The 26,931-nt window shown below is 72.3% G+C and carries 26 protein-coding genes; 16 read left to right on the top strand and 10 right to left on the bottom strand.

The features are described from left to right. Positions 1-15: 15 nt before the first annotated feature. Positions 16-987, bottom strand: a complete 972-nt coding sequence (locus tag LUU90_RS07980) for a DUF2332 domain-containing protein (RefSeq protein ID WP_275002834.1) — start codon at positions 985-987, stop codon at positions 16-18. Positions 988-1,149: 162 nt separating this feature from the next. On the opposite strand from LUU90_RS07980, the gene LUU90_RS07975 reads away from it, so the two are divergent. The 7 genes from LUU90_RS07975 to LUU90_RS07945 all read left to right on the top strand — a co-directional run bounded on the left by LUU90_RS07975 (position 1,150) and on the right by LUU90_RS07945 (position 5,807). Beyond that, positions 1,150-1,653, top strand: coding sequence for a nucleoside deaminase (locus LUU90_RS07975; RefSeq protein WP_275003213.1), 504 nt, complete (start codon positions 1,150-1,152; stop codon positions 1,651-1,653). 77 nt (positions 1,654-1,730) lie between these two features. Continuing rightward, entirely contained in the window at positions 1,731-2,342 is a 612-nt protein-coding gene (locus LUU90_RS07970; protein ID WP_275002833.1) for a nucleotidyltransferase family protein, read from the top strand. 98 nt (positions 2,343-2,440) lie between these two features. Continuing rightward, entirely contained in the window at positions 2,441-2,659 is a 219-nt protein-coding gene (locus LUU90_RS07965) for a hypothetical protein (protein ID WP_275002832.1), read from the top strand. Beyond that, on the top strand, positions 2,656-3,411 hold the full coding sequence (locus LUU90_RS07960) for a cytochrome d ubiquinol oxidase subunit II (protein ID WP_275002831.1): 756 nt from the start codon (positions 2,656-2,658) through the stop codon (positions 3,409-3,411). Before LUU90_RS07965 ends, LUU90_RS07960 begins: the two co-directional genes overlap by 4 nt. 58 nt (positions 3,412-3,469) lie before the next feature. Next, the gene (locus LUU90_RS07955; protein ID WP_275002830.1) at positions 3,470-4,099 is read left to right on the top strand and encodes a hypothetical protein; all 630 of its coding nucleotides are present in this window, start codon (positions 3,470-3,472) and stop codon (positions 4,097-4,099) included. 158 nt (positions 4,100-4,257) lie between these two features. Continuing rightward, positions 4,258-5,004 (top strand): DNA repair protein RecO, encoded by a 747-nt coding sequence (recO, locus tag LUU90_RS07950; RefSeq protein ID WP_275002829.1) that lies wholly within the window; start codon positions 4,258-4,260, stop codon positions 5,002-5,004. Then, complete coding sequence (locus LUU90_RS07945; protein WP_275002828.1) at positions 5,004-5,807, top strand: isoprenyl transferase; 804 nt, start codon at positions 5,004-5,006, stop codon at positions 5,805-5,807. Before recO ends, LUU90_RS07945 begins: the two co-directional genes overlap by 1 nt. 204 nt (positions 5,808-6,011) lie before the next feature. Here the strand turns inward: LUU90_RS07945 and LUU90_RS07940 are convergent, their stop codons facing one another. The 5 genes from LUU90_RS07940 to LUU90_RS07920 form a co-directional block, all read right to left on the bottom strand. After that, positions 6,012-7,064 (bottom strand): iron-siderophore ABC transporter substrate-binding protein, encoded by a 1,053-nt coding sequence (locus LUU90_RS07940; protein WP_275002827.1) that lies wholly within the window; start codon positions 7,062-7,064, stop codon positions 6,012-6,014. A 113-nt stretch (positions 7,065-7,177) separates the two neighbouring features. After that, positions 7,178-7,972, bottom strand: coding sequence for an ABC transporter ATP-binding protein (locus tag LUU90_RS07935; RefSeq protein WP_275002826.1), 795 nt, complete (start codon positions 7,970-7,972; stop codon positions 7,178-7,180). Continuing rightward, complete coding sequence (locus tag LUU90_RS07930) at positions 7,969-9,003, bottom strand: FecCD family ABC transporter permease (RefSeq protein WP_275003210.1); 1,035 nt, start codon at positions 9,001-9,003, stop codon at positions 7,969-7,971. The genes LUU90_RS07935 and LUU90_RS07930 overlap by 4 nt, the downstream gene beginning before the upstream one ends. Further along, positions 9,003-10,049 (bottom strand): FecCD family ABC transporter permease, encoded by a 1,047-nt coding sequence (locus tag LUU90_RS07925; protein ID WP_275002825.1) that lies wholly within the window; start codon positions 10,047-10,049, stop codon positions 9,003-9,005. Before LUU90_RS07925 ends, LUU90_RS07930 begins: the two co-directional genes overlap by 1 nt. Before the next feature lie 30 nt (positions 10,050-10,079). Continuing rightward, positions 10,080-10,421 carry a hypothetical protein gene (locus LUU90_RS07920; RefSeq protein WP_275002824.1) on the bottom strand — a complete coding sequence of 114 codons (342 nt, stop codon included), beginning with the start codon at positions 10,419-10,421 and terminating at the stop codon, positions 10,080-10,082. A gap of 182 nt (positions 10,422-10,603) precedes the next feature. Between LUU90_RS07920 and LUU90_RS07915 the strand changes: the two genes are divergently transcribed. Further along, complete coding sequence (locus LUU90_RS07915) at positions 10,604-11,347, top strand: helix-turn-helix transcriptional regulator (RefSeq protein WP_275002823.1); 744 nt, start codon at positions 10,604-10,606, stop codon at positions 11,345-11,347. Between the two features lie 36 nt (positions 11,348-11,383). Here the strand turns inward: LUU90_RS07915 and LUU90_RS07910 are convergent, their stop codons facing one another. After that, positions 11,384-12,796: a glycine--tRNA ligase gene (locus LUU90_RS07910; protein ID WP_275002822.1), complete on the bottom strand. Its 1,413-nt coding sequence runs from the start codon at positions 12,794-12,796 to the stop codon at positions 11,384-11,386. Positions 12,797-13,011: 215 nt separating this feature from the next. Between LUU90_RS07910 and LUU90_RS07905 the strand changes: the two genes are divergently transcribed. The 7 genes from LUU90_RS07905 (at position 13,012) to amaB (ending at position 20,564) form a co-directional block, all read left to right on the top strand. Further along, the gene (locus LUU90_RS07905) at positions 13,012-13,998 is read left to right on the top strand and encodes a metal ABC transporter substrate-binding protein (protein WP_275002821.1); all 987 of its coding nucleotides are present in this window, start codon (positions 13,012-13,014) and stop codon (positions 13,996-13,998) included. After that, positions 13,995-14,831: a metal ABC transporter ATP-binding protein gene (locus tag LUU90_RS07900; RefSeq protein ID WP_425596212.1), complete on the top strand. Its 837-nt coding sequence runs from the start codon at positions 13,995-13,997 to the stop codon at positions 14,829-14,831. The genes LUU90_RS07905 and LUU90_RS07900 overlap by 4 nt, the downstream gene beginning before the upstream one ends. Further along, entirely contained in the window at positions 14,828-15,763 is a 936-nt protein-coding gene (locus tag LUU90_RS07895) for a metal ABC transporter permease (protein WP_275002819.1), read from the top strand. The genes LUU90_RS07900 and LUU90_RS07895 overlap by 4 nt, the downstream gene beginning before the upstream one ends. Continuing rightward, positions 15,763-16,161, top strand: a complete 399-nt coding sequence (locus LUU90_RS07890; RefSeq protein WP_275002818.1) for a Fur family transcriptional regulator — start codon at positions 15,763-15,765, stop codon at positions 16,159-16,161. Before LUU90_RS07895 ends, LUU90_RS07890 begins: the two co-directional genes overlap by 1 nt. 188 nt (positions 16,162-16,349) lie before the next feature. Next, positions 16,350-17,567, top strand: a complete 1,218-nt coding sequence (locus LUU90_RS07885) for an NAD(P)/FAD-dependent oxidoreductase (RefSeq protein ID WP_275002817.1) — start codon at positions 16,350-16,352, stop codon at positions 17,565-17,567. A gap of 16 nt (positions 17,568-17,583) precedes the next feature. After that, entirely contained in the window at positions 17,584-18,993 is a 1,410-nt protein-coding gene (hglS, locus tag LUU90_RS07880; protein WP_275002816.1) for a 2-oxoadipate dioxygenase/decarboxylase, read from the top strand. Then, complete coding sequence (amaB, locus tag LUU90_RS07875) at positions 18,990-20,564, top strand: L-piperidine-6-carboxylate dehydrogenase (RefSeq protein WP_275002815.1); 1,575 nt, start codon at positions 18,990-18,992, stop codon at positions 20,562-20,564. Before hglS ends, amaB begins: the two co-directional genes overlap by 4 nt. Before the next feature lie 123 nt (positions 20,565-20,687). Here the strand turns inward: amaB and LUU90_RS07870 are convergent, their stop codons facing one another. After that, the gene (locus LUU90_RS07870; protein ID WP_275002814.1) at positions 20,688-21,827 is read right to left on the bottom strand and encodes a helix-turn-helix domain-containing protein; all 1,140 of its coding nucleotides are present in this window, start codon (positions 21,825-21,827) and stop codon (positions 20,688-20,690) included. A 395-nt stretch (positions 21,828-22,222) separates the two neighbouring features. On the opposite strand from LUU90_RS07870, the gene LUU90_RS07865 reads away from it, so the two are divergent. Then, complete coding sequence (locus LUU90_RS07865; protein WP_275002813.1) at positions 22,223-23,506, top strand: hypothetical protein; 1,284 nt, start codon at positions 22,223-22,225, stop codon at positions 23,504-23,506. A gap of 54 nt (positions 23,507-23,560) precedes the next feature. Here LUU90_RS07865 and LUU90_RS07860 read toward each other — a convergent pair whose 3' ends face one another. Further along, positions 23,561-25,423 (bottom strand): serine/threonine-protein kinase, encoded by a 1,863-nt coding sequence (locus tag LUU90_RS07860; protein WP_275002812.1) that lies wholly within the window; start codon positions 25,421-25,423, stop codon positions 23,561-23,563. A gap of 169 nt (positions 25,424-25,592) precedes the next feature. Then, positions 25,593-26,756 carry a tRNA dihydrouridine synthase DusB gene (gene dusB / locus LUU90_RS07855; RefSeq protein ID WP_275003209.1) on the bottom strand — a complete coding sequence of 388 codons (1,164 nt, stop codon included), beginning with the start codon at positions 26,754-26,756 and terminating at the stop codon, positions 25,593-25,595. Positions 26,757-26,931 lie beyond the last annotated feature (175 nt).

Raw genomic sequence — 26,931 nt, 5'->3', positions numbered from 1 at the left:
CGCGTACCGGTCCGGTCACAGCAGCCGCACCGACCGGCCGTGCGGGTCGGTGAGCGCCACCGGATCGCCGTCGCGGGCCAGGATGAACTGGGGTGCGAGGCCCTCGGGGAGCCGGGCCGCGACGTCGGGCAGCACCGTCCAGCCCTCGTTGCTCAGCCAGACGGCACCGCGTGTGCGCCGTAGGCCGGCCATCGTGTCGGCGAATGCCGCCTTGCCGGCGGCCGTGAGGTAGTAGAGCGCCGCGGAGTTCTGCACCACGACGGTGGCGTCGGCGGGTGCGGCGGCGACCAGGTCCGGCAGGCCGTCCAGCAGATCGCCGGTGACCAGCTGCGGCGGGTCCTGGGCCACGAGGTGCGCGGCGGCGCGCAGCGTCCCGATCCGGTCGGTGTGCTCCGGCCAGACCAGCGCCTCCAGCCAGGCGAGGTCGGCCGGGGCACGCACGTCCAGGGGGCTGAGGTCGATGCCGGCGCGCCAGACGACGTCGGGCACCCGCGTGGGGACCGGACCCTCGATGGCGCAGGGCAGCACCACCTCGCTCGGCCCGTCGGGCGGGTCGAGGCGGGTGCGGCCGCCATCGGGCGAGGTGTACAGGTAGGAGTACCGGTCCGGGTAGAGGCACAGCCCCGCCGACGCTCCGACCTCGATCAGTGCGACCGGCCCGTCGATCGCCGCGAGGATCGGCAGGAGCGTGGCGCAGCGCCGCGGCTCGTTGGTCTGCGTGGTGTGGGTGCGCATCACCAGTTCGACCTCGGGCCACGCGGCGAGCAACCAGGGCCGCACCTCGGCCCAGCTGCCGGTGGGCGCCCCCGCCAGCCGCGCCGCCGCGAACAGCAGGTTGGGCTGCCGCCTGGGCGCGGGCAGCGTGTCGAGCAGGGCGCACAGCTCCGGGTCGGCGGCGACCCCGCGCGCCCAGTCCTGATAGGTGGGGGAGCCGCCGTTGAGCGCCTGGCTCTCGGCGAACCCGGCGAAGTCGGCGGCGGTACCCATGCCCGTCACGGTACCGACTCCACCTCGGGTGCTGAACGTAGGTCTGGTCGCTCCATGGGCGGTCTGGGAGCGACCAGACCTACGTTCGACGTGGAGCTACTGTGACCTGCTGGGTATGTGGTTGAAACGCCACGGTGCGAGCATCGAAGGGTGATCAGTCCTATGGAGACGTCCGGCAATCCGTCCCGGGCAGCCGCGAGCGATGACGAGGCGTGGCTCGTCCGCGCCGTCGAGGTCGCCACCCAGAACGTGGCCGACGGCGGTGGCCCCTTCGGGGCCGTCGTCGTGCGCGCCGGTGTCGAGGTGGCGGCAGCCGGGAACCGGGTGACCCGCGACCTCGATCCCACGGCGCACGCCGAGGTGGTGGCGATCCGGGCCGCGTGCCAGGCCCTGAGCACGTTCTCGCTGGCCGGGGCTACGCTCTACGCGTCGTGCGAGCCCTGCCCGTTGTGCTTGTCGGCCGCGTTGTGGGCCCGGGTGGACCGCGTCGTCTTCGCCGCGGACCGGCACGACGCGGAACGGGCCGGTTTCGACGACCGCGAGTTCTACGAGCTCCTCGCGCGGGACCGGTCGACCTGGCCCCAACCCGTCGTCGAGCAGCGGATCGCGCGGGCGGGCGAGCCGTTCGCGGCGTGGCAGGCGCACACCCAGCGCACCCCGTACTGACCTGATCCGCCGGCACAACCAGGAGAACCACGCATGACGCCTTCCTGTCCTGCCCGCTACCCCACCGGGGCGGGACGATGAGAGCGGTCGGGGTGGTGCTGGCCGGTGGGGCCGGGACCCGGTTCGGGATGCCCAAGGCGCTGGCCCGGGCCGACGACGGCACCCCGTGGCTCGACCTGGCCTGCCGGGCGCTGCGCGACGGCGGCTGCGCGGACGTCGTCGCAGTGCTCGGCGCGCGCGCCGACGAGGCTCGAGCGCTGGTGCCTGCCGGCGCCGGGGTCGTGGTCGCGGCCGGCTGGGCGAGCGGGATCGCGGCGTCCCTGCGCGCGGGCCTCGCCGCCGCGGGGGAGACGGAGGCCGACGCCGCCGTCGTCTCGCTCGTCGATCTGCCCGGCCTGCGGGCCGACGCCGTGCGCCGGGTGCTCGGTGCGTCCGGCGAGCGCGACGCGTTCCAGGAGCCGGAGGCCGCCCGACACCTGCTCCGCCGTGCCGTCTACGACGGCCGGCCCGGGCACCCCGTGCTGGTGGGCCGCGAGCACTGGCGGCCACTGGCCGCCGCGGTGCAAGGTGACACGGGCGCGGGTCCTTATCTGCGCGCCCACGACGCCGTCGCCGTCGACTGCACGGACCTGGGCGGCGGGGACGACGTCGACCGGGCCGGTTCCGCAGGCCCCGCAGGCAGAATGTAGGGCCTGCCCCACCACGTGTTCGGGGTCATCCCTGACCTTTCCCCAGTTCCGCCCGAATCCTGTCGCCGTGACCGGTCCGGCTACGTAGTCTCGGGACCGTGGAGGCCACGGAGCTCGCTCGTCTGCAGTTCGCGCTGCTCGCTGCTGTTCATTTCCTGTTCGTGCTGCCCCTGTTCAACACTCGCCCGGTGCGCGCGAAGGACGACGGCGCCGGACCGGACGTCCTGCTCCGCTTCGGCGCGGCGAGCCCGCGGGTGTCCGACGACGATGTGGTCGGCCCGGCGGACGACAGGCTCGAGCCGGCGGTGGCGCGATGAACGCGGCGGCCTGGGCCGTTCTCCTGACCGTCCTGGTGACCGGGTGGGTGGTGCTCGACGGCGCCGTCCAGGGCGCGGGCGCGACCCTGCTGCAGGAGCGCGACCACGACGGCGGCTCGCGGCGGCGCGAACCGGCGGAGAGGCGCGTGGTGCTGGGCGCCGTCGGGCCGCTGCTCCTGCCCGGAGAGGTGTGGCTCGTGGCCGCGCTCGGGGTGCTGGTCGGCGTCTTCCCGCACGCCGTGGCGGTGCTGTTGAACGCGGGCTATCCCGTCGCGATCGCGCTGCTCGCGTCGTGGGCGCTGCGCGACGCCGGGATCTGGCTGCGCAGCAGGCGGCCCGGTCACGTCTGGCGGGACGTGTGGGACGTCGTGCTCGTGGTCGCGAGCATCGTCCTCGCGGGGAGCTGGGGCGCGCTCCTCGGAGCGGCCTGGGGGAGCGGCGTTGCCGCGCTGGCCCTCGGCATCGTGGCGGTTGTGGTGACGCGCCTGCACGGCGACGCCGTGGTCGCGTGGCGGCTGCGCCGCACCGGGCCGCTGCCGGTGATCGTCACCTCGGTGATGATCGTGGCCCCCGTCGTCGGCACCGCCGTCGCCGCCTGGCCACGCCTGGTCGAGGGCGGGATATCCCCGGAGGCCATGGCATCGCTCGGGATCGTGGCGATCGTGGTGCTGCCCGCGGTCCTCGCGCTCCAGGTCCTCGCGTGGTGGCTCGTCGCACGCCCGCTGGGCAGGCGGGACACGCTGTTCTTCTGATCGGCAGCCGGACCTTTGCGGCCTGCCAGGGTGAGATGCCGGTAAAGTCCTGCTCACCATGACCATGAAGAACCGCATCGTCTGCGCGCTGCTCGGCGCGCTCGCGTTCGCCTCCGCGACCCTGCTCCTGCCATGGCTCCCGGACGCGCTCGTGGGACTGCTCGGGAGCAGCGGTGTGCTGCTGTTCCTCGCTGCGCTCGCGCTGCCGACGAACACGCGCCAGCCGCCGGTGCACAGCCTCACGATCCTCGACAAGGGCTACCTCACGCCCGCCGAGATCCACAAGATCCTCGGGATCTGGCTGCCGGCCGGCAGCTCCTCCCTCGACGCCCGGGACGCGCAGTGGACCGTCGCGAGGCACGTCGCCAAGTGGCGGGCGGACCACGTGGTCAACGTGATGGACTACCACGGTGTCATCGCCGAACGCCGGATCGAGCTGCTCTCGGTGGTGCAGTGGATCGGCGTGCATCTGCTGCCCGCGTTCCTCGGCCTGATGTTCCTGATCCCCACGCTCGCCCTCACCGGGTTCGACAAGATCTCCAACAACTTCCTGCAGACGGTCCTGCTCTTCGCGATCTGGGGCACCGTCGCGCTCATCGTCCGGGGCGTGCTCGAGAAGCACGTGATCCACCGGTTCGTGTGGGAGCCGGAGCTGACGCCGGACGGTACGCGGTTCGTCGAGCGCTGACGCGGAGCGCAGCGGAGGTTGGGGGCCGAGGAACGAGGCACCCGGCCGTAGCGGAGTGCAGCGTCAGCGCGACCAGAAGATGGAGAGCGCTGACGCGGAGCGCAGCGGACGTTGGGGGCTGGGCGCGGAGTGTCAGACGTACCTGGGATGATGGTGCCGTGCCCCTGTACCGAGACGATGCGATAGTCCTGCGCACCCACAAGCTGGGTGAGGCGGACCGGATCGTGACGTTCCTGACGCGCGAGCACGGCAAGGTGCGCGGCGTGGGCAAGGGTGTGCGGCGCACGTCGTCCAAGTTCGGTGCGCGGCTGGAGCCGTTCATGGCCGTCGACGTGCAGCTCCACACCGGCCGCAGCCCCCGGCCCGGCATGGGGCTCGACACCGTGACGCAGGTCGAGACCATCGGCGCGTACGCGCGGGCCATCAGCCAGGACTACGGCCTGTACACGGCCGGCACCGTGATGCTGGAGGCCGCCGACCGGCTGGTCTCCCAGGAGCATGAGCCGGCGGTGCAGCAGTACTGGCTGCTCGCGGGCGGGCTGCGGGCTCTCTCGGAGCGGCACCACGACGCCAACCTGGTGCTCGACTCGTACCTGCTGCGTGCGCTCGCGGTGGCCGGCTGGGCGCCGTCGTTCGAGGACTGCGCACGTTGCGGCGAGCCCGGGCCGCACCACTCGTTCAACGTGGCGCAGGGCGGCGCCGTCTGCCCGCGCTGCCGGCCGCCGGGCTCCACCGCCCCTGCCCCCGAGACCTTCGCCCTGCTGTCCTCGCTGCTCGCGGGTGACTGGGTGACCGCCGACGCGTCCGACGCGCGGCACCGTAAGGAGGCGAGCGGCCTCGTCGCCGCCTATGGCCAGTACTACCTGGAGAGAACGTTGCGATCGTTGAAGATGGTGGAGCGCTGATGGCCCGCACCGCGAGCCGCAAGCTGGTGGCGCCCTTTCCGCACCCGTCCGGCGCGCGCGCCCCGCAGATCCCGAAGGAGTTCGTGCCGCGCCATGTCGCCGTCGTCATGGACGGCAACGGGCGGTGGGCCAACGCGCGCGGCCTGCCCCGCATCGAGGGGCACCGCGCGGGCGAGAAGTCGCTGCTCGACGTCGTCGCGGGAGCGGTCGACGTCGGCGTCGAGTACGTCTCGGCGTACGCCTTCAGCACCGAGAACTGGAAGCGTTCGCCCGAGGAGGTGCGCTTCCTGATGAACTTCACGCACGAGGTCATGCAGCGCCAGTGCGACGTCATGGCGTCGTGGGGCGTGCGGATCCGCTGGGCCGGTCGCCGTCCGAAGCTGTGGAAGTCCGTGATCAACGTGCTCCAAGAGGCCGAGGAACGCACCAAGGACAACGACCTCTGCACCCTGACGATGTGCGTCAACTACGGCGGCCGGGCCGAGCTGGCCGACGCCGCCGCCGCCATGGCACGGGACGCCGCCTCCGGCAGGCTCGACCCGAAGCGGGTCAACGAGAAGACCGTGCAGAAGTATCTGTACCTGGCCGACCTGCCCGACGTGGACCTGTTCCTGCGCTCGTCCGGAGAGCAGCGCACGTCGAACTTCATGCTGTGGCAGGCGGCCTACGCCGAGATGGTGTTCCTCGACGAGCCGTGGCCGGACGTCGACCGCCGCCACCTCTGGCGCGCCGTCGAGGAGTACGCGCGCCGCGACCGCCGCTACGGCGGTGCGCTGGACAAGCCGGGCGTCGCCGCGTTGTAGGGGTGGGTCTCGACAAGCTCGACCAGCGGGTGGCTCGGCCGGCGGGAGCGCCCCGGGGTGACCGTACGAATTCGGGGTCGGTTGCCCTGAGTAGATGATGTCTACTCAGGGCAACCGACCCCGAATTCGTAGGCGTACCCCGGGAGCTGTTACTCGCCGAGCGTCGCAGCCAGCGAGTCGATCAGACCGAGGTCCGTTGGCTGGTCATTCACCCAGGACGTCGGCGAGCGCGTCGACCAGGGCGGGCACACCGTCCGGGTAGTCGTACGACAGCGCGGTCGGCGGGCCGACCGACGAGACGGGGATCGTGCCGGCGAGCTGGGCGAGCTTGCCCGCCTTGACGGCCGGGATCGCCTGCAGCTCGGGCTTGTCCGGAACCTCCGCCGCGAGCTCCTCGGTCTGCGAGTAGTTGACCACGACGTCCGACTCGAGCTTGTCCAGCTCCTCGTAGGACAGGGTGTAGGTGAACTCCTTGCCGTTGCTGGTGTCGAGCTCGTCGACGGCCGGGGCGGTCGTGAAGCCGAGACGCTCCAGGAAGCCCGCGCGTGCGTCGGACGAGTTGTACACGTACACCGCGTCGAGGTCCGGCGAGTCCCAGATCGCCGCGATGGTCTGGCCCTCGAACTCGGGGTGCTCCTCCGCGAGTCCGGCGAGGTATCCGTCGATGTCGGCCAGCACCTGCTCACCCGCAGCACTACGGCCGAGCGCCTCGGCGGTCAGCGTGATGGTGTCCTCCCACGACGTCTGCCACGGACCATCCGGGTAGGCGACGACCGGGGCGATCTCGCTGAGCAGGTCGTACTGCTCCTGCGTGATGCCGGAGTAGGTGGCGACGATGACGTCGGGCTCGGCGGCCGCGAACTCCTCGTAGGGCACGGAGGCGCCGGCCTCGGCGTCGGTCAGCACGGTGGGGTGGTCGACACCCGCCTCGTCGTAGGCCTCCTCGACCCACGGCAGGAGGTTGCCCGCACCGACGGTCCAGGTCTGCTCGGCGATGGCCACGGGGTGGACGCCCGCCGCGATCGCGGCCTCGGTGGATCCCCAGCCCCACGTGGCGACGCGCTCGGGCGCTTCCTCGATGGTGGTCTCGCCGAGGGCGTGCTCGATCGTCAGGGGGAACTCGTCGGTCGCGCCGGAGCCGTTGGCCGACGGCGTCGCACCGTCCGCGGCCGGGGTCTCGGACGCACAGCCCGACAGGGCGAGGGCGGACGCGGCGACAAGGCCGACGGCCGCCGCGAGGGAACGGCGAGGGCGCACGGTTACTCCTGGGTTCAGTCGAACGACCGGCGGGCGCCGGTCGATATGAGGTAAGCCTAACCACATTAGGTAACGACGATGTTGCGGAATTGAGGAGCCCCGGGTGAGGTGCGTTACGCGCCGGAGTGGAACCGGCCCATCGGCACCACGAGCGGCGATCCGGCCACCGGGTCGGGCACCACCTGGGCGCGCAGGTCGAACGCCTCGCTCACCACCTCTCGGGTCAGCACGTCCGACGGCGCCCCCTCGGCGACGATCCGCCCCTTCGACATCACCACGAGGTGGTCGGCATAGCGCGCGGCGAGGTTGAGCTCGTGCAACACCATCGCGACGGTGGTGCCGCGGTCCCGGTTCAGCTCGGTGAGCAGGTCCAGCAGATCGAGCTGGTGGCGCACGTCGAGGAACGTCGTCGGCTCGTCGAGCAGCACGATGTCCGTCTGCTGCGCCAGGACCATGGCGATCCAGACGCGCTGCCGCTGGCCGCCCGACAGCTCGGCGACCGGACGGTCCGCGAGCTCCTCGACGCCCGTGGACCTCAGCGCGGTGGTGACCACCGCGTCGTCGTCGGAGGAGTGCCTGCCGAACCAGCCCTGGTGCGGGTACCGGCCGCGGCTGACGAGCTCGGCGACCCGGACGCCGTCGGGCGCGATGGACGACTGCGGCAGCATGCCGACCTTGCGGGCCAGCTCCTTGCGGGGCATGGCGGTGATGTCGGTGCCGTCGAGCGTGATCCGGCCGCCGTCCAGCGGGTGCAGGCGGGCCAGGCCCCGCAGGAGGGTGGACTTGCCGCAGGCGTTCGGTCCGACGACGGCGGTGATCTTGCCGTCGGGCAGCGTCAGGTCGAGGCCCTCGATGACACGCAGTCCGTCGTAGCCCAGGCTGACGCCTTCGGCGCGCAGGTTGGTCATCGGCTCCTCTTCTCGGTGGTGGCGAGCAGCCACAGCAGGTAGGGGGCGCCCACGAGCCCCGTGACGATGCCCACGGGGGCGGCGACTCCGAGCAGCGCGTGCTGTCCGACGACGTCCGCCACCAGGGTCAGGGCGGCACCGGTGGCGGCGGACGCAGCGAGAGCCGCGCCGCCGTCGTTCACCAGGCGGCGGGCGATGGCGGGGGCGACCAGGGCGACGAAGGCGATGGGGCCGGCCGCGCTGGTCGCGAGCGCGACGAGCGCCACGGCGAGCAGCAGCGTGCCGATGCGGGCGGCGTCTACGCGCACACCCAGGGAACGCGCGTTGTCGTCCCCGAGCGAGAGCGGACCCTGGGTCCGCGAGACGACGGTGACGGCGGCGGACAGCACGAGCGTGCCGGCGGCGACGAGCGCGAGCTGGTCACCGCGGATGTCGGACACGGAGCCGACGGTCCAGATCAGGACCCCCGCCGCCTCGTTCTCCTCCGCCCGGGCCATGGACCAGGCGACCAGGGACGAGCACAGGTAGGCGAACCCGACGCCGACCAGCACGAACCGGATCGAGTGCAAGCCCTTGCGCCAGGCCAGCAGCCAGATCGCGATCGCGACGAGACCGGCGCCCGCGAAAGCCATGGCGGACAGCACGACTCCGCTCAGGCCCAGGGCGAGCAGGCCGGTCACGGCCCCGAGGCTCGCGCCGCTGGAGATGCCGAGGATGTCGGGCGAGGCGAGCGGGTTGCGCAGGGTCGACTGGAACAGGGCGCCGGCCAGGCCGAACGCGCCGCCGACCACGACGGCCGCCTCGATGCGGGGCAGACGCAGCTTCTGGATGATGAAGACGTCGCCCTTGTCGCCGAGGCCGACGGCGCCCGCGATCGCCTGGCCGGGGGTCAGCCCGGCGGCGCCGACCAGGAGGGCGCCGGTCCCGGCCACGAGCACGATGAGAATCATGCCGGCCACGACGAGGACATGGCGGCGGCGCCGGGCGGCGCGCAGGCGGGCGACGGCGGTCTCGACGGCGTCGGTGGTCATCACGCCCCCACCACGTTCCTGCTGCGGGCGACGGCGATCAGCACCGGCGCGCCGAGGAGCGCGGCGACCACGCCGGCCTCGAGCTCCGACTGGGGCAGGACGAGCCGGCCGAGGACGTCGGCGGCCAGCAGCATCACGGGGCCCAGCAGGGCAGCGATCCCCATGACCCAGCGGTAGTCCGTGCCGATCAGACGGCGTGCCGCGTGCGGCACCACGAGCCCGACCAGCGCGATCGGGCCGGCGAGCGACGTCGCCGTTCCGGCGAGCAGCACGATGGCGATCGCGGACAGGGTCCGGGTGGTGCCCACGCGTTGGCCGAGCGCCGTCGCGACGTCCTCGCCGAGGGCCAGCATGTTGAGCCGGTGCGAGAGCACTGCCGCGAGGACGACACCGACCACGATGAACGGCCACAGCCAGGCGACGGTGTCCAGGCCACGGCCCGTCAGGGAGCCGACCGACCAGAACCGGTACAGGTTGAACGCCTGCTGGTCCTGCAGCAGGACGAGCGTGATGAGCGGCGTGATGAGCGCCGTCACGGCGGCGCCGACCAGGGCCAGGCGCACGGGCTGCCCGCGCCCCACGGAGAAGACGATCGCGGCCGCGCCGGCGGCGCCGAGGAAGGCGAACCAGACGTAGCCGATCGGCGAGGTGATGCCGAACAGCCAGACCGCGCAGACCACGGCGAGCGACGCGCCCGAGTTCAGCCCCAGCAGGCCGGGGTCGGCGATCGGGTTACGCGTGACTCCCTGGATCAGGGTGCCCGCCGTGCCGAGCGCGACCCCGGCCGCCAGACCCACGATGGTGCGTGGCAGTCGCTGGTCCAGCACCACGTCGTGGTCCACGAATCCGGCGACCGGAGCGGTCAGGGCGCGCCAGACCTCTGCGGGGTTGATGTCGCGGACGCCGAGCGCGAGGCTCGCGAGGACGACGAGCAGCAGGGCGATGAGCGCCGTCGCCAGCGCGAGCGTCCTGCGTCGGGCACGGTGGGCTACGGCTTCCGCACCCTCACGGCGTCCCGCGGGCGCAGCCGCAGGTGAGGTAAGCATTGCCTAAGTGTTCCACAAGGCGCGGGATGGTCAGTACGCCCCGATACGGCCGTCAGGAGTAGGAGTCGCAGCCCCAGCCGGCGTCGGCGGCCCGGTCGGCTGGTAGGCGCTGTTGCCCCCGAACTTCACCGTCCACGTGCCCGAGCGGGTCGCGGTGAACTGACGGCTGTAGCTGCAGGTCCTGTTGGTGCGGACCGTAGCGACCTGGCGTGATCCGGCCCGGCCCGCGGGGTCGAAATGGATGGTGAGGATCCGGGCGGAGAACGGGCGCCACTGCCCGGTCCTCTTGTGCTTCAGGGCACCGGCGACGGTGGCTGGATTCGCCCGGTTCGGGCGGATCTCACCCGGGTGATCGTTGCGGGTCGCCGGCACCGGCACGGCTCCCCGAGGCGCCTCGGGGAGTGCCTACGCCTGGGGAGTGCGTTGCGCTGCGTTGACAATGTCCACCCAGCGCAACACACCGCCCAGAAGTGGTGTCACTCCGAGGGCGGGTTGTCCACAGGCGCGGTCATCCTCCTCGGCACTGCAGCGCCGTACAGGGCACGATGAGTTGCGTGGAGAACGAAGGCGCGCAGGTGAACGTGGCCCGGCTCGTGAGGAGCGCTCGGTACGACGCGAAGCAGACGCAGGCCGGTCTGGCCGTGCGGGCCGGTGTCTCGCGCGGCACGGTCGCGGCGATCGAGACGGGTGCCCGGTCGCCGTCCTGGGAGATGCTGTCGTCGCTCCTGGCCGCCGCCGGCAAGCAGATGAGGATCGAGCTGGAGCCGCTCGACGACGACGTCCGGCGCACCGTCGCCGCGCACGCGGGTGACACGGGTGCCGCGGACGATCTGAGCATGACCGTCACGCTGATGGAAGGGCTGGCAGACCTGGAGTACCGGTTCGAGGGGATCGCCGCCGCGGCGCTGCTCGGTGCGCCGATCGCCGTCGCCGACCCGATCGAGCTCGCGCTGCCCGACGGCCCCGAGGCCGTCGCGTGGCTCACCGGCCTCGTGCGGACGGGCGCGGCGGCGGTGACTCCGCTGGGCAGGAAGTACCCGCTGGAGGGTGTCACGACCGCCGAGGGCGTAGCTCGGCTCATCGAGCTCGGCGAGGGCGGACGGTTCTCGCTCGAGATCTGGCTCCGTACGTTTGCTGTGCGCTTCGTGCCGGCGGAGGACACGAGGCGTGCGGTCCTCGTCGCCGGCGAGCACGCGACGCTCCGCGCCCAGCCCTTGCACGAGATCGAGACGACCGACAGAGACGCCGCGCGCGTCCTGCGCCTGCTACGAGAGCAGGCACAGGACGCGCGCGCCTGAACCAGCCGCTGCCGTTGGTCGAGCCTGTCGAGACCCTCAGGCCCCGACGAGGTGACCGGCCAGGTAGCTGACCACCTTGTCCAGCGCCACGCGCTCCTGCTGCATGGAGTCGCGGTGCCGGATGGTGACCGCCTGGTCGTCGAGGGTGTCGAAGTCGACGGTGATGCAGAACGGCGTGCCGATCTCGTCCTGTCGGCGGTAGCGCTTGCCGATGGCCTGCGTCACGTCGTAGTCGACGTTCCAGTGCTTGCGCAGCTCGGTGGCCAGGGCCTCCGACGCCGGGAGCAGGTCCGCCGTCTTGGACAGCGGGAGCACCGCGGCCTTGACGGGGGCCAGACGCGGGTCGAGGCGCAGGACCGTGCGCTTGTCGACGCCGCCCTTGGTGTTCGGCGCCTCGTCCTCGGCGTAGGCCTCGACCAGGAAGGCCATGAGGGACCGGGTCAGGCCCGCGGCCGGCTCGATGACGTAGGGGTAGTACTTCTCGTTCGTCACCGGGTCGCGGTACGCCAGGTCCTTGCCCGAGCTCTCCGTGTGGGTCTTCAGGTCGAAGTCCGTACGGTTCGCGATGCCCTCGAGCTCGCCCCACTCGCTGCCCTGGAAGCCGAAGCGGTACTCGATGTCCACCGTGCGGGTCGAGTAGTGCGACAGCTTGTCCTTGGGGTGCTCGTAGTGGCGCAGGTTGTCGGCCGAGATACCGAGATCCGTGTACCAGGCGGTGCGCTGGTCGATCCAGTACTGGTGCCACTCCTCGTCCTCGCCGGGCTTGACGAAGAACTCCATCTCCATCTGCTCGAACTCGCGCGTGCGGAAGATGAAGTTGCCGGGCGTGATCTCGTTGCGGAACGACTTGCCGATCTGGCCGATGCCGAACGGCGGCTTCTTGCGCGCGGCGGCGGCGACGTTGGCGAAGTTCACGAAGATGCCCTGCGCGGTCTCGGGGCGCAGGTAGTGCAGCCCGGACTCGTCCTCGACCGGACCGAGGTGCGTCTTCAGCATCATGTTGAAGTCGCGCGGCTCGGTCCACTGACCGCGGGTGCCGCAGTTGACGCACACGAGGTCGGTCAGCGGCACGGAGTCCGGGTCGTCGATGCCCTTCTTCTCAGCGTGCGCCTCCTGCATCTGGTCCACGCGGTAGCGCTTGTGGCACGAGAGGCACTCGGTGAGCGGGTCCGTGAACACGCCGACGTGGCCGGAGGCGACCCACACCTGCCGGGGCAGGATGACCGACGAGTCGAGGCCGACGATGTCGTCGCGGCTCGTGACCGTCGCACGCCACCACTGGCGCTTGATGTTCTCCTTGAGCTCCACACCCAGGGGGCCGTAGTCCCACGCCGAGCGCGTTCCGCCGTAGATCTCACCCGACGGGAAGACGAAACCTCGTCGCTTGGCGAGCGAGACGACGGCGTCGAGCTTGGCGGTCTGCGCAGAGCGCACTGACTTGTCGGACACGAGGGCTCTCTCCAGGGGAACAGGCGGGAAACAATGTCCGCCCAGCCTACCGTTCGCTCCAGAAGGTCAGGCCTGTCGAGACGTGGTGTCGGGCGCCACGGTCGACCGGGTCGCGACAAGCTCGACCAGTGGTGTGGGGTGCGGCGAACGGGCGTGACCGAACTCTCCGCCCCGATCTTTGACAACCGTTCTCAACAAGCGTGAGAATCGTTCTCATGACATCGACTCGCACCTCCGGCGCTGCCCTGGCCGGCCTCGCTCTCGTCGCCTCCGCGACCCTCGCAGGCTGCTCGACCTCGGGGGCAAGCGGCTCCGCTGACGAGTCCGACGGCGTCACCGTGCTCGCGTCGTTCTACCCGCTCCAGTACGTGGTGCAGCAGATCGGCGGCGACCTGGTCACCGTCGACAATCTCACGCCCCCGGCCGCCGAGCCGCACGACCTCGAGCTCTCCCCGGCGCAGGTTCGCGAGATCGGCACCGCGGACCTCGTGGTCTACCTGTCCGGCTTCCAGAACGCCGTCGACGAGGGTGTCGAGGCGCGCGCGCCCGAGCACGTGATCGACGCCGCCGACGCGGCCGGTCTCGTGGAGCACGCCGAGGAGCAGCACGAGGAAGAGCACGCGGGGGAGACCGAGGAGGAGCACGCCGAGCACGCCGACGAGCACGACCACGGCGCCACCGACCCCCACTTCTGGCTGGACCCGAGCCGGCTCGCCGCCGTCGGGCAGGCCGTCGCCGACGAGCTGGCCGCCATGGACCCGGAGCACGCCGACGAGTACGCCGCCGGTGCCCAGCGACTGGGCCAGCAGCTCGACGAGCTGGACCAGGAGTTCGCGGACGGCCTGGCCGCCTGCCAGGGAGCCACGCTGGTGACGAGCCACGCGGCGTTCGGCTACCTCGCCGACCGGTACGCCCTGGAGCAGGTGGGCATCTCCGAGCTCGACCCCGAGGTCGAGCCCTCCCCGGCCCGCCTCCGCGAGATCGGCGACGTCGTCGAGGAGCGGGGCGTCAAGACGCTCTACTCGGAGACCCTGGTGAGCCCCAAGGTCACCGAGACGCTGGCCTCCGACCTGGGCGTCGAGACGGCGGTGCTCGACCCGCTGGAGGGCCTGTCCGACGAGGCCACGGCTGCCGGCGACGACTATGTCTCCGTGATGCGGGCCAACCTGGCCGAGCTGGAGGAGGGCCTGGTCTGCGAATGACGGACACTAGGCAGGTGACCGAGACGAGCGAACCCGTCATCGAGGCCCGCGGCCTGCACTTTCGTGCGGGCGCGAGCCACATCCTGCGCGGCATCGACCTGACGGTGGACCGCGGCGAGGTCGTCGCGGTCCTCGGCGCCAACGGCTCCGGCAAGTCGACCCTCGTGCGGGCGCTGGTCGGCATCAACACGCCGTCGGAGGGCACCGTCCGGCTGCTGGGCGAGCCCCTCGGCGCGGGCCGGCGCAGTGCTGCGGTCGACTGGGGCCGTATCGGCTACGTCCCGCAGCGCGCCGGCGCCGGCGGCGGCATCCCGTCCACCGCGCAGGAGGTCGTCGCGTCCGGGCTGCTGCACGGCCGCCGGCTGCGGCTGCCGCGCGGCTGGCGCGACCAGGTCGACGCAGCCCTCGACCAGGTGGGCCTCGCCGACCGGGTGCGCGACCCGGTGCACCTCCTGTCGGGCGGCCAGCAGCAGCGCATCCTCATCGCGCGTGCCCTGGTGCGTGAGCCCGACCTCCTCGTCCTGGACGAGCCCGTCGCGGGCGTGGACGTCGCCAGCCAGGAGGCGTTCGCCGCCACCATGGAGCGGCTGGTCGACGGCGGCCTCACGGTGCTCGTCGTGCTCCACGAGCTCGGCGAGCTCGAACCGCTCGTCTCCCGCGCCGTCGTGCTGCGACACGGCAAGGTGGTGCACGACGGCGCCCCGCCGCGGGCCCGGCACGACCACGACCGCGTCGGACACCGGCACCAGCACCCGCACGCCGACGACAACGGCAGCCGGATTCCGCGGGACACCGCCGAAGCCAGGGCTCTCGACCTGGAGGTGCGCCCATGATGATGATGATGCTGACCGACCCGTTCATGCAGCGCGCCCTCATCGCCGCGCTCCTCGTGGGCGTGACCGCGCCCGTCGTCGGTACCTACCTGGTGCAGCGCAAGCTGTCCCTGCTCGGCGACGGGATCGGGCACGTCGCCCTCACCGGCGTCGCGCTGGGCTGGCTCGTCGGCGCGGGCATGGGGCTCAGCCCCAACGACACCCTCGCCGTCCCCGGGGCGGTGATCGCCGCGGTGATCGGCTCCGTCCTCATCGAGGTGGTCCGACGCCGCGGCCGCACCTCCGGCGACCTCGCGCTCGCGATCATGTTCTACGGCGGCATCGCCGGCGGTGTCCTGCTCATCGGGATCGCCGGCGGCTCCTCCGGGAACCTCATGCAGTACCTGTTCGGCTCCATCTCGACGGTGTCCGACGCCGACCTCTGGCTCACCGTGGTGCTCTCCCTCGTGGTGCTCGCCATCGGCGTGGGCCTGCGGCACGCGCTGTTCTCGGTCAGCCACGACGAGGAGTTCGCCATCGCGTCCGGCCTGCCGGTCTGGGCGCTGAACGTGATCGTCGCCGTCGTGTCGGCCCTCACCGTGACGGTCGCCATGCGCGTCGTCGGCCTGCTGCTCGTGAGCGCGCTCATGATCGTGCCCGTCGCCGTGGCCCAGCAGGTCACGCACGCCTTCGGGCGCACCATGCTCACCGCGTGCGTCGTCGGCGTGGTGGTCTGCGTGTCCGGTCTCACCATCACCTACTGGTACAACGTCTCGCCCGGCGCGACTATCGTGGTCCTCGCCATCGCGGTGTACGCGGTGGTGTCGCTGGTGGCGCCGTTCCTGACCCGGGGACGTCCCGCGCACGACCCACATCCTGACCTGCCCGACGACGTCGACCTGCCGGCTGCCGCAACGGAACGTGCGGCCGCCGCCGCGAAGGAGTGCCGCTGATGGCCGCACGTATGACCCGCCAGCGGACGGCTGTCGTCGAGGCGCTCGACGAGCTCGCGGACTTCCGCTCGGCTCAGCAGCTGCACGAGACCCTGCGCGCCCGCGGCGAGTCCGTGGGCCTCGCGACCGTGTACCGGGCGCTGCAGGCGCTCGCGGACGCGAGCGAGGTCGACGTCCTGCGCGCCGAGGACGGCGAGAGTCTCTACCGCCGGTGCGCCCGTCGCGAACACCACCACCACCTGGTGTGCCGGCACTGCGGCAGTACCGTCGAGATCGACGGCCCCACCGTCGAGGCCTGGGCCTCGAAGGTGGCGGCCGCCCAGGGCTTCGACGACATCGAGCACACGATCGAGCTCTGGGGCACCTGCGCGGACTGCCGCGCGGCGTCCGTGAGCTGACCTCGGCGCCCGCGCGACGGGACGCCCGGAGAAGTACCACGTCGGTGGGGTGTGTTGCTGTGGGTAGACCATGTCTACGTCGCGCAACATGCCCTGCCGACTAACTGTTTCCCCGGAGCAGGGGAGTTCTGACAGGAAGAGTTCCGGCGGGGGTCCGCATTCGCAGGACGGCGTGGCAGGATGCGTGCATGACCTCAGCACGGCACGCCGCGGACCGCCGGGGCAGGCTCCCCGCGCGGGCCGAGGTGGTGGTGGTCGGCGGCGGCGCGATCGGCGCGTCGGTGGCGTTCCACCTCGCCGAGGACGGTGTCGACGTGCTGCTCCTGGAGGCTGATGAGCTCGCCTCGGGCAGCTCGGGCAAGCCCATCGGGGGAGTGCGGGCGCAGTTCTCCGACCCGGCGAACGTCGACCTCGGCAACCGCAGCCTCGAGCTGTACGAGGACTTCGCGAACCGCCCCGGCGCGGACATCGGGCTGCAACAGCCGGGCTACCTGTTCCTCCTGCCGGACGCCGACGACGTCGCGCTGTTCGAGGAGTCGGTGGGGATGCAGAACGAGCGCGGGGTGGCGAGCCGCATGCTCAGCGCCGACGCCGTGCACCGGCTCAACCCGTACGTCGACGTCGACCGGTACCAGGGGGCCGCGTACGCCGCGCGCGACGGGTTCGCCTACCCACGGGCCGTCGTCGAGGGGTACGCCGCGGGGGTCGAGCGCCACGGCGGCACGGTCCGTACGCACGTGACCGCCACCGACGTCGAGACGAGGGGCGACGAGGTCGTCGCGGTCTGGACCAGCCAGGGCCGGGTGCGGACCGGCGCCGTCGTGCTGTGCGCGGGGGCGTGGACCCGGGACGTGGCCGCGAAGGCGGGGCTCGACCTGCCCGTCGACCCGTACCGGCGGCAGATCGGCTTCACCCCCGCGCTGGACCCGGCGCCGGTACGGATCCCGTTCACCATCGACTACGGCACCACCTTCTACTTCCACAACGCCGCGCCCGACGGCCTGCTGCTCGGCATCGCCGACCCGGCCACGCCCATCGCCTTCGAGCGCACCTATGACCCGGCCTGGCTGCCGCTGCTCCGTGGTGCGGTGGGTGCCTGCGCCCCCGAGCTGGTCGACGTACCCGTCGCACGTGGCTGGGCGGGTCTCTACGAGATGACGCCGGACCACAACGCCCTGATCGGCGAGGCCACCGGCGTACCGGGGCGTGTGCTGTACGCCGCCGGCTTCTCGGGCCACGGGTTCCTGCAGGCGCCCGCCGTCGGCGAAGCGGTGCGCGACCTGTACGCGGGCCGCACGCCCCCGACCGATGTGTCCGGGTTCAGCGTCGACCGGTTCGCCGACGGCGCCGCGGACACGACCACCACCGGCCCGGGGCGACGAGGCCCCGAGTCGAACATCATCTGACGGACAGGAGAGATCTATGTCGGCAGCGACGTTCCTCGAGCCCTGGCAGCTGAGGGCCGCGTTCGCACGCAGCCTCTCGGACATGTACGGCAAGGAGGTGCCTGCCTACACCACGCTGCTGGACGTGTCGCACGAGGTCAGCGCCGACTTCGTGGCGAAGCACGGGGCGGACGCCGAGCGGCTGGGCTCGATCGCGCGCGTCACGGCGGAGCGGCACGGCGCGATCCGGGTGGGCACGCCCACCGAGATGTCGCAGGTCGCCCGCGTCTTCGGCGCGATGGGCATGCACCCGGTCGGGTTCTACGACCTGCGCGACGCGTCGTCCAGCTCGGTCCCCGTCATCTCGACGGCGTTCCGCCCGATCGAGCGCGAGGAGCTGGCCCGCAACCCGTTCCGGGTCTTCACCTCGATGCTCGTCACCGCGGACCGCCGGTTCTTCACCGCGGACCTGGAGCGGCGCCTGGAGAACTTCCTCGCCGCGCGCACGCTGTTCGGCCCGGAGCTGCTCGCCCTCGCGGACCGGGCAGAGGCCGAGGGCGGCCTGCCCGAGGACCAGGCGGCGGAGTTCCTGCGCCTGGCGACCGAGGCGTTCGAGCTGTCCCGCGAACCCGTCGACCAGGCCTGGTACCGCGAGCTCGAGGCCGTCAGCGCGGTCGCCGCCGACATCGGCGGCATCGCGTCGACGCACATCAACCACCTCACGCCCCGTGTGCTCGACATCGACGACCTGTACGCCCGCATGGAGGCCCGCGGCATCACGATGATCGACGCGATCCAGGGGCCGCCCCGCTGGGAGGGCCCGGACGTGCTGCTGCGCCAGACCTCGTTCCGCGCGCTCGCGGAGCCGCGGACCTTCCGCACCGCCGCCGGCGAGATCATCAGCGACTCGCTCCGCGTGCGGTTCGGCGAGGTGGAGGCGCGCGGCATCGCGCTGACCCGTGAGGGCCGCGCCGCGTACGACGCCGCGGTGCTCGAGATCGACGAGAAGGCCGCCGCGGCCCGCGCCGAGGAGCCTGGGTTCACCGAGGCGCAGCGCCAGGAGATCGCCCGCGCCGTCTGGCAGAAGACCTTCCCGACGACAGAGGCGGAGCTCGCCGCCCAGGGCCTGGGCTGGTTCACCTACGAGGCAGACAGGGACGGGACAGGTGTACACCGCGAACCTGTCGTCTACGAGGACTTCCTGCCGCGTTCCGCGGCCGGCATCTTCCAGTCCAACCTGACCTCCGACGGCGCGAAGGACGCCAGTCAGCAGGGCACGGACCGGGACGCCGACTGGATGTCGGGCGCCCTTGGCCGCGAGCTCAACGACCCCTTCGACCTGTACGCCGACCAGGTGGACAGGTCGCTCGCCCGCGCCGCCGAGACCCTCGGCGTCGACCCGGCAACCCTCACCACGACCGACCGCACCACGGGAGCACCGCGATGACCAGCACCACCACCCATACCCCGCTGACGACCGAGCTGCGCGACGCCGCCCTCGCCGCCCTGGAGCGGCTGGGCGCCACGACGCCGGTGGTCGAGCCCGCCCCCGGTGTCGAGCCTCCCTCGGTCGACGAGGAGACCCTCCCCGTCGTCTCGCCGCTCTCGGGCCAGCCGCTCCTGCGCCTGCGCCGCGACGGCGCGGCCGAGGCGGCCACCGCCGTCGGTGAGGCCGCCGAAGCCTTCACCACGTGGCGCTCCGTGCCCGCTCCCGTGCGCGGCCAGGTGATCAAGCGTCTGGGCGAGCTGCTCACCGAGCACAAGGCCGACCTGGCCGAGCTCGTCACGATCGAGGCGGGCAAGGTCACGAGCGAGGCCCTGGGCGAGGTCCAGGAGATGATCGACATCTGCGACTTCGCCGTCGGGCTGTCGCGGCAGGTGGGCGGCCGCACCATGCCGTCGGAGCGCCCGGGCCACCGCCTCATGGAGACCTGGCACCCGATGGGCGTGGTCGGCGTGATCAGCGCGTTCAACTTCCCGGTGGCCGTGTGGTCGTGGAACACGGCGGTCGCGCTCGTCTGCGGCGACACCGTGGTGTGGAAGCCCAGCGAGAAGACGCTGCTCTCGGCTGTGGGCGCCTCCGCGCTGCTCGACCGGGCGCTCGCCGAGGCGGGGTTCCCGGCCGGCGTCTCGCAGCTTCTCCTCGGCGATCGCGAGGCGGGCGAGGCGCTCGTGGCCGACCCGCGCGTGGCGCTCGTCTCCGCGACCGGCTCGGAGCGGATGGGCCAGCAGGTCGCCCCTGTCGTCGCGGCCCGCGGCGGCCGGTACCTGCTGGAGCTGGGCGGCAACAACGCGGCGATCGTGGCGCCGTCGGCGGACCTGGACCTCGCGGTGCGCGGCGCGGTGTTCGCCGCGGCGGGCACGGCGGGGCAGCGCTGCACGTCGCTGCGGCGCTTGATCGTGCACGAGTCGATCGTGGACGACGTCGTCGCGCGGCTCGAGAAGGTCTACACCGGGCTCCCGGTCGGTGACCCGCGCACCGAGGGCACGCTGGTCGGGCCCCTGGTCGACGCCGGCGCGCGCGACCGCATGCTCGCCTCGATCGACGAGGCGGTGGCCGCGGGCGGCGAGCTCGTGGTGGGCGGCACGGCGGTGACCGTGGCCGGCGCCGAGGACGCGGCATACGTGCAGCCGGCGATCGTGCGGATGCCGGTGCAGGCCGACGTCGTCAAGCGCGAGACGTTCGCCCCGATCCTGTACGTGCTGACCTACTCGGAGCTCGCCGAGGCGATCGCCGTCCACAACGACGTGCCCCAGGGCCTCTCGTCGGCGATCTTCACGCTGGACGTGCGCGAGGCCGAGACGTTCATGTCCGAGGTCGGCTCGGACTGCGGCATCGTGAACGTCAACATCGGTACCTCCGGTGCGGAGATCGGTGGTGCGTTCGGTGGCGAGAAGTCGACCGGCGGCGGGCGCGAGTCCGGGTCGGACGCCTGGAAGCAGTACATGCGCCGCGCCACGAACACGGTCAACTACTCGACGGACCTGCCGCTGGCGCAGGGTGTCAACTTCGGCTGACGAGCCCCGGCCGCTGGTAGAGCCGCGCCCGCTGGTCGAGCCTGTCGAGACCCCTCACGAGGTCTCGACAGGCTCGACCAGCGGTCCGGCCCGAGCGACGACGGCCGCTCGGCCGACCGTCACTCAGGAACGACCAGCCCCGACCCTCGCCACCGAACCGGTCTCGGTGGTCGGCACGTCGGTGCTGGGGGCGTACTTGTTCACCGCGCTGACGGAGACCCCCACCCGCTCCGCGACCTCGTCGAGGCTGAGGTTCTGCTCCCACCGCAGCACCCGGATCTGGCTGATCTGGTGCGTGCTGAGCGTCGGCGCGACGTCCGCGGCCGCGGGCGTCGCGACATCGGTCGAGCGCGCCTCCCAGTCCGTCACGGTGGCCGGCCGGCTCACGGGCTCGGCACTCGTCACCGGCTCGGCCGCGACCGTCTTCACGGGCGTGTACTTGCGTTCCAGCTGCACGCGCTCGGTCTCTCCGGTCAGGGCGGGCTCGGACCGCACCCGCTCGGGCGCGGCGGTCCGCTCGCGCTCGGGGCTGCCGGGCAGGGCCGGCTCGTGGTGCGCTGACCGGTCGTGCTCGCCCCCGTCGGTCACGGCCAGGCCGAGCTGGACGCCGGCGGGAAGGGTGAGCTCGGGCAGGTTCACGCGGGCCAGCGCGCGGTCGGCCGAGGCCCGCTCGAGCTCGCCCTGGTCCGGCATCCACTCGCCGGCCAGCGCCGCGGCCTCCTGGACGACGTCGCGGATCGTGCGCTCCGACTCCAGGTGCGGACGCGTCACCTCAGCGGTGACGCCGGCGGGCACGTGACGGTGGACCCGGGTCACCGCGGCGTTCACGTCCGCGATGCGAGCGTCACGCTCGTCCTCGGGGGCGATCTGCGCCAGCCGCACCGCGTCGAGCATGTCCAGCACGGCCGTCTCGCGGTCGGTCTCGATCTTGGCCAGTCGGTCGAGGTTGCGCGCACTCGACGCCGACTGGAAGAACAGGTGCACCGCGACCGCGGCCAGGACGGGGGCGACGGCGCGGGAGATGGCGAAGATGCCCTCACCGAGCAGCCAGCCGTGCCAGGCGGCGAGCGCGCCGGACAGGACGCCGACGATGATCGCGCCGCCGAGCCAGCGTCCGTGACCGGACGGCGGGCGGCCGCTCTCGAGAGCGCGGTCGGCTCGGCGCCGTCCCTCCCAGGCCAGGCCGATCACCAGTGCCTCGTAGGCGACACCGAGCGCGTAGCCGAGCTCGGGCCCCTCATAGGCGGCGATGGTGTGTGACATGCCGATGTAGGCCCAGGCCGAGAGGCCGAAGGCCCCCAGGAAGAACCCTGGGTTTCTGCGTATGTCGGCGATGACCGCAGGAACGCGTCGGGGGCGTTTCTCCGATGCCATGTTGGGTGTATCCCTTTCCGTCGGTAGGGGTGGATGGGCTGAGACTGCCCGGTCGCGTGGCCGCGCCGGCCGTTCGGGTGTGCAAGGCTGATCCTGGACTACCTTGGGCCCTTTGTGCTCTTTACGCAGAAGATCGATCTGAATCGCTTCGAGTTCTCACCCTGCTGGTCGAGAGGGCGGAGTCCGTCCGAGGAGCCGATGCGTCAGCGAAAAGCCATCAAGTTATCCACAGATAACTCGGCTTGATGCTCATCGATACCGATTCCTGTTGAATCATAGGCGCTATGACCCGGACATCGACGCCAGCCGACCACCTTGACCCGGACCCGGCCGCCGATCCGCTCGGCCGGCTGACGCTGCACGACCGCCTGACCCTCGCGACGCGGCTGGAGGCACGGCTGGTCGAGCACGTGCTGCGGCCCGCCAACGCCGAAGCGGTCCAGCGCCAGGCCGGCTACGTCGGCTCGCAGGTGCTCGCCAACGACCCGGACGCGGACGACGACCCCGAGCTGCGCGACGCGATGGTCCTGGACGGTGCCGTCGACATGCTCGTGCACTCCGGGCCGCAGGGTGTGGGTGGCTCGCTGGTGCAGCGGCTCCTCGGCACTGAACCACCCGCAGACGCCGCCGGTAGTGCCCCGGCCGGGCTGATCCTGACCGCCGCCGAGCGGGCACTGCTCGAACCGTGGCGCGACGGCGGCGTGCTCGGCTACTTCATGGTGACCGACCTGGTGGACGAGCACGCCGTGCTGCACAACCTCGAGGACGACCTGGAGTACCGGGTGTTCACGGGCTGCTCCGAGATCCGGTCGACGGAACTGGCTCCTGGCCTGCCGCTGTCCGGGCGCATCCTGCCGGTCGGGGCGGCGTGGATCTTCGCGGACACCCCGTTCGCGTTCCCGCCGGGCAACATGGTCGACGTCGTCCGGGGCGTCGTCACGCTGCTGGCGTCCACCCCGTGCCCGGCCTACCGCAACCCACGCACGCTGGCCCGCGCCCGGGAGCTGGTCGCCGACCACCACCGGGCATTCCGCGACCTGTTCGGGGACGTGCTGGTGGAAGGCACGGCGTCGCACGTCATGGACTGCTACCTGCGGTTCAAGCACCAGGTCGGAGCCCCGGCGGAGGAGTTCGCGCTGCTGCCCGCCCTCCGCGACGAGCGCTGGCTGCCCGACGACGCCGCGGACCCGGACGACGAGGCGTTCGCCCTGGTGCACCACCCCGTCAAAGGGCTACGGCTGCTCGACTGGTACGCACAGCTCCGCGAGGTGCACACCGCACCGTGGCAGCCGTGGAAGCCTCAGCGGCTCGCCCAGGTGCTCGCGGACCCCGACGTCCCCTCGTGGGTGCTGGGCCTGCTCGCCGAGCGGCACCCGGACCACCTGGACGAGCTGTACGGGACGGCGACGGGTCGGCCGGGCTTCGCCTGGGCGGCCGACGGCGCGGCGCTGCTCGCCACCCGGGAACCGGCGGCGGGCCGGGACGAGCCGGGGCTCGTCATGGCGTCGTCGGTCATGGGGCGGGTTCAGCCCCCGGACGAGCTCACCGGCATCCTGCCGACCGCGTGACCAGTGGACGCCTGGACGCCTGGACGCCTGGCGGCGTTTCGAACCGCCGGGAGATCACCCGGCAGGAGCCCACTCGTTCGGCATGGTCTTCGTGGCGCTGAACTCGGCGGGACGGTAGCCCGATCGCTCTGCCGTCACCGTCACGGTCACGCGGTTTCCCTTGTGGCTGCCGCGAACCCACATGCTCGGACCGACCGTGTACCCCGCCTCTCCCTCCTGCGTGATCGTCTCGCCGGTGTCGATGTCGACCCAGGTCCACGTGTAGGTGACGTTCGGGTCTTGCTCGATGCCGCAGTGGGCCAGCCAGCCCGCATGCTCCACGCCCGGGCGCAGGGTGATCGAGCAGGACGGTCGCGGCACCGACGGCTGCGGCACCGTGGCGGTGGGCTCGGAGAGCGCCACGGTCTTGGCGTACCCCGGTCGGGCGGCGGTCAGCCTGACCTGGACGGCCTTGCCGACGTCGTCCAGCGCGACGGTGTAGGTGCACGACCCGAGGTTGTCCCGCTCCTCGCCGCCGATGCTCCACCGGCATGCGGTGGCGGTGGGCTGCGGTGCCCAGCCGGTCGCCTTCGCGGTGATCTTCTGGCCCACCTGGACCTGTGCCGGGATCGCCACGGCGCCCGGCTGGAACCGCGCCGGGGCCGCGTTCTGCTCGTCGGCGGACGGGGCGCCCTGCTCGACCGGCGTGGCGGACGGCGAGCTCTCGGGCGTCGCCGACGGCTTCGGCTTCCGCTTCTTCGCGGTGGGGCTGGGGCTGGGCTCGGTGGACGGCTCGGCCGAAGTGGCCGCCTCGGCCTCGGGCGTGGCGCTCACGGTGCGCTCGTCGTCGGGATCCAGGAAGTGCGCGACCGCCGCCGCGCCGCCGCCGGCCAGCACCAGAGCGGCCGCGACCAGGGCGGCCAGGACTCCGCGCCGCGCGCGGCGGGGCGGGGCGGGCGTCACGACGGGGTCCGGCGTGGCCGCGGCGGCGGACGACGACGGCGTCGCGCGCCGCACCGTGTCGTCGTCGCGCAGCATCGTGTCGTCGTCGTCGGGCGTGGTCGAGGCCACGAGGCCGGTGCCGACGGGGTCGATGCGCGGCGGTCCGGCGAGCGACGCGAGCACCGCCGCCGTCGTCGGACGCCCGGCGGGGTCCTTGGCCAGGCAGGCGCCCACGAGGGGGCGCAGCCCGGGCGGCAGGGCGTTGAGGCTGGGCTGCTCGTGCACGATCCGGTAGGTGAGCGTCGCGAGGCTGCCGGTCCCGAACGGCGGCGTCCCGGCCGCCGCGAGGTGGGCGACGGCGCCGAGGGACCACACGTCCGAGGCGGCGGTGACCACCTCGCCGCGGGCCTGCTCGGGCGACATGAACTGCGGCGTGCCCGGTTGCATGCCCGTGGTGGTCAACGACGTGGCGTCCGAGTCCGAGACGATGCCCATGTCGATCAGCACCGGCCCGTCGGGGCCGAGGAGCACGTTGGCGGGCTTGACGTCGCGGTGGACAAGGCCTTCGCGGTGGATCACGTCGAGAGCCTCGGCGAGACCGGCCACGAGCTCGCGGACCGCCCCTTCGGGCAGGCTCCCCTCCTCGGCGATGGCCTGCGCCAGGGTGGGCCCGGGCACGTACTCGGTGGCCAGCCAGGGCTGCGGGGCGTCGACGTCGAAGTCGACGACGGCCGCCGTGTGCCGGTTGCGGACCTTCGTCGCGGCCTGGACCTCGCGGCGGAAGCGGGCCCGGAACTCACGCTCGTCGGTGCGTTCCGGGTGGATCACCTTGATTGCGAGCAGGCGGCCGCTCCGTGTGGCGCCGAGGTACACCATGCCCATGCCGCCCCGGCCCAGCCGGCCGCGGATCTCATAGCCGCCGAGCTCGGGCGGGTCGTCGGCGGTGGGTGGCGTGATCTCAGGTGCGCGGACACGTCGCGCCACGTCGGACAGCACGGAGAACTCCTCGGGTCGGGTGGGCTCGGTCGGGGAGAGCCGGCCGGCCTGCGCGCTCGCCGGACGGCGGGAGGAGCGTATCCGAACTGGTCCGAGCGTGGTCGCACCGTGGCTCGTGCGGACCGGTGGTCGCCGGCCCCGCGGGTCGGTCGGGTCCCCGTTCCCGGCGTCAGCCGCCGCTGACGCTCAGCTCGGCCTCGCGCAGCTTGGCCTCGAACTCCTCCGACAGGTCGCGGGAGTCGAGCCAGCCGTACGGCAGGTGGGGCGTCTTCGGCGATCCGGCACGGCCGCGCGGGCCCTCGGCGTCGTCCCCGGGGTAGGGGGCGTCCAGGTCCAGCGCGTCGAGCCGCTCGCGCAGCTCGGCGAGGGTGTTGATCAGGGCGAGCTCGTGCCGCTTCTCGCCGCCGACGGCATAGCCCTTGAGGTACCAGGCCATGTGCTTGCGCAGGTCGCGCATGCCCTTGCCCTCGTCGCCGTCGAAGTACTCGACCATGAGCCTGCCGTGCCGGTAGATCGTGTCGGCGACCTCGCGCAGGCCGGGTCGGACCCGCAGGTCGGAGCCGTTGAAGGCGGCGGCGAGGTCGGCGAACAGCCAGGGGCGGCCCTGGCAGCCCCGGCCGACGACGACGCCGTCGGCGCCGGTCTCCTCGACCATGCGCACGGCGTCCTCCGCGGACCAGATGTCACCGTTGCCGAGCACGGGGACCGTCCGCACGGCCTCCTTGAGGCGGGCGATGGCCTCCCACTCGGCCTGGCCGGAGTAGTGCTGCGCGGCGGTACGGGCGTGCAGCGCGACGGCGGCGACGCCGAGCGACTCCGCGATCCGGCCGGCCTCCAGGTAGGTCAGGTGGTCGTCGTCGATGCCCTTGCGCATCTTGATCGTCACGGGCACGCCGTGCGGCGCGGCGGCGTCGACGGCTGCATTGACGATGTCGGTGAACAGCTGCCGCTTCCAGGGCAGCGCCGCCCCGCCACCCTTGCGGGTCACCTTGGGCACCGGGCAGCCGAAGTTGAGATCGATGTGGTCGGCCCGCTCCTCACCGGCGATGATCCGGACGGCAGCGCCCACGGTGGCGGGGTCCACGCCGTACACCTGGGCGGAGCGGGGCGTCTCGTCCTCGCCGAACGTCACGATGCGCAGCGCCTCGACGTTGCGCTCCACGAGCGCCCGGCTGGTCACCATCTCGGCGACGTACAGGCCCGGGTCGAACCCGGTCGACCGCCCCGCCTCGCGGCACAGCGTGCGGAAAGCGCGGTTGGTCACCCCCGCCATGGGCGCGAGCACCACCGGCGTGGCGACGGTGATGGGCCCGATCTGCAGGGGCCCCAGCAGGGGAGCGCTCGACGCCTGGCCGGATGCGGCGGGCGCCTGCGTGGCGGTGTCGAGGACGGAGGTCACGGTCCCATTGTTCCATCGGTGACGGTGCGCGCAGGCGTGGTGTGGTGGCCCTCACGCAGCCGGCCCCGTGCGGGCTGCTATGGTTCAATGACTCAATACATTGGTTCAA

Source organism: Promicromonospora iranensis, assembly GCF_028994775.1.
Classification (GTDB): Bacteria; Actinomycetota; Actinomycetes; order Actinomycetales; family Cellulomonadaceae; genus Promicromonospora; species Promicromonospora iranensis_A.
This window is presented reverse-complemented; position numbering and strand designations above follow the sequence as displayed.